Annotated in this window: 1 protein-coding gene; it reads left to right on the top strand. The window is 51.9% G+C overall.

Annotation, left to right across the window (positions count from 1 at the left end; genetic code table 11):
* The coding region (locus OIU26_RS25770) for an amino acid adenylation domain-containing protein (protein WP_264218411.1) at positions 1-1,842 on the top strand (1,842 nt) is incomplete at both ends.

The following is a 1,842-nucleotide window of genomic DNA, read 5'->3' as shown; positions in this document are numbered from 1 at the left end:
AGTCAGGTGGACAGCGTATTCTCCGACGTGATGAAGCAAACCCAGGAGCAATCGATTGCTTCCCATGTGTATGATACGTATCCGTTGTATGAAATTCAGGGGTTGTCGGAGCTTAAGCAGGATTTGATCAATCATATTCTTATTTTTGAAAACTATCCGGTAGAGGAACAAATAGAGCAATTAGGTAGTAGTGAGGCGTCCAGCTTCACGATCACAGGAGCCGAGTCTGTCGAGCAGACCAACTATGACTTTAACGTGGTAGTGCTGCCGGGGAACACCATTCACATGAGCTTTGGCTATAATGCCTTGGCCTTTGAACGGGAAAGTGTCGAGCAAATTCGAGGTCATCTGGTGCAGTTGCTGGAACAGGTGATAGCCAATCCGAACATTCGCGTACATGAACTGGACATGGTTACGATGCAGGAGCGTAAGCAGATCGTTGAGGTATGGGGAAATACAGCGGTAGCCTATCCAAGTAAACAAACGATTCACGGCTTGTTCGAAGTGCAAACTGCACAGACACCGGAGCAGACAGCCTTGTTCTTTGAAGGAGAGCAGCTGACTTATCGCGAGCTGAATGAACGCGCCAATCGATTGGCTCGTACCTTGCGCAGTCAAGGGGTGACGAAGGATCGTTTGGTGGGTCTGATGACCGAGCGTTCGGTAGACATGATTGTGGGTATCTTCGGGATTTTAAAAGCCGGAGGTGCATATGTGCCCATTGATCCGACGTATCCAGAGGAACGTATCCGCTATATGCTGGACGACTCGGGTGCGAAGCTGCTGTTAACACAAAGTCATCTGGTAGACAAAGTAGCTATCGACGGTCAAGTACTGGTATTGGATGGAGCACAAACCGTGTACCACGAGGATGGTTCCAATCTGGAGCCGCTGTCTGGTCCGAACGATCTGGCGTATGTAATCTATACGTCGGGTACAACCGGGCAGCCGAAGGGCGTTATGCTGGAGCACCACGGGCTGTGCAATCTGAAAACGTATTTTGATCAGACACTCAAGATTAGTACAACGGATCATGCGTTGCTGTTTGCCAGCTATTCGTTCGATGCGGCTTGCTGGGAAATCTTCCAAGCGCTGTTCTGCGGGGCTACGTTATATGTGCCAACAACAGAGACGATTTTGAACTACGAGCGGTTTGAGCAATATATGGCGGATCACCACATTACGGTGGCCGCTTTGCCACCGACCTATGCGGTGTATCTGAAGCCAGAGCGGATGCCAAGCCTGCGTATTCTGTTCACTGCCGGTTCAGCCTCTTCCACAGAGCTGGTATACAAGTGGAAGGATCAGGTGGCGTATTACAATGGCTATGGTCCAACCGAAAACTCGGTGGCAACATCCATTTGGCCGGTATCCGAGGATGAGCGGGCAGGACAACTCATTTCCATCGGACGTCCTGTGCCGAATCACCGGGTATACATGGTGGATGTGCATGGACATTTGGCGCCGGTCGGCGTAGCAGGTGAACTGTGCGTGTCCGGTCCGGGTCTGGCGCGTGGTTATCTGGATCGACCAGAGCTGACGGCCGAGAAATTTGTAGCGAACCTGTTTGCGGCGGGTGAAGCAGGCTATGAACGAATGTACCGTACGGGGGACTTGGCGAGATGGATGCCAGACGGCAACATTGAATATTTGGGCCGGATCGACCATCAGGTAAAAATCCGGGGCTACCGGATCGAACTGGGCGAAGTCGAGGCACAAATCTTGAAAGTGGAAGACGTGCAAGAGGTCATCGTACTGGCCCAAGCGGACGAGCAGGGACAAAACCAACTGGTGGCGTACTATGTCGCTGAAAGAGACGTAAGCGCTGGGGAGCTGCGCGGC

Source organism: Paenibacillus sp. BT-177 (genome assembly GCF_025846815.2).
GTDB lineage: Bacteria > Bacillota > Bacilli > Paenibacillales > Paenibacillaceae > Paenibacillus > Paenibacillus polymyxa_C.
This window is presented reverse-complemented; position numbering and strand designations above follow the sequence as displayed.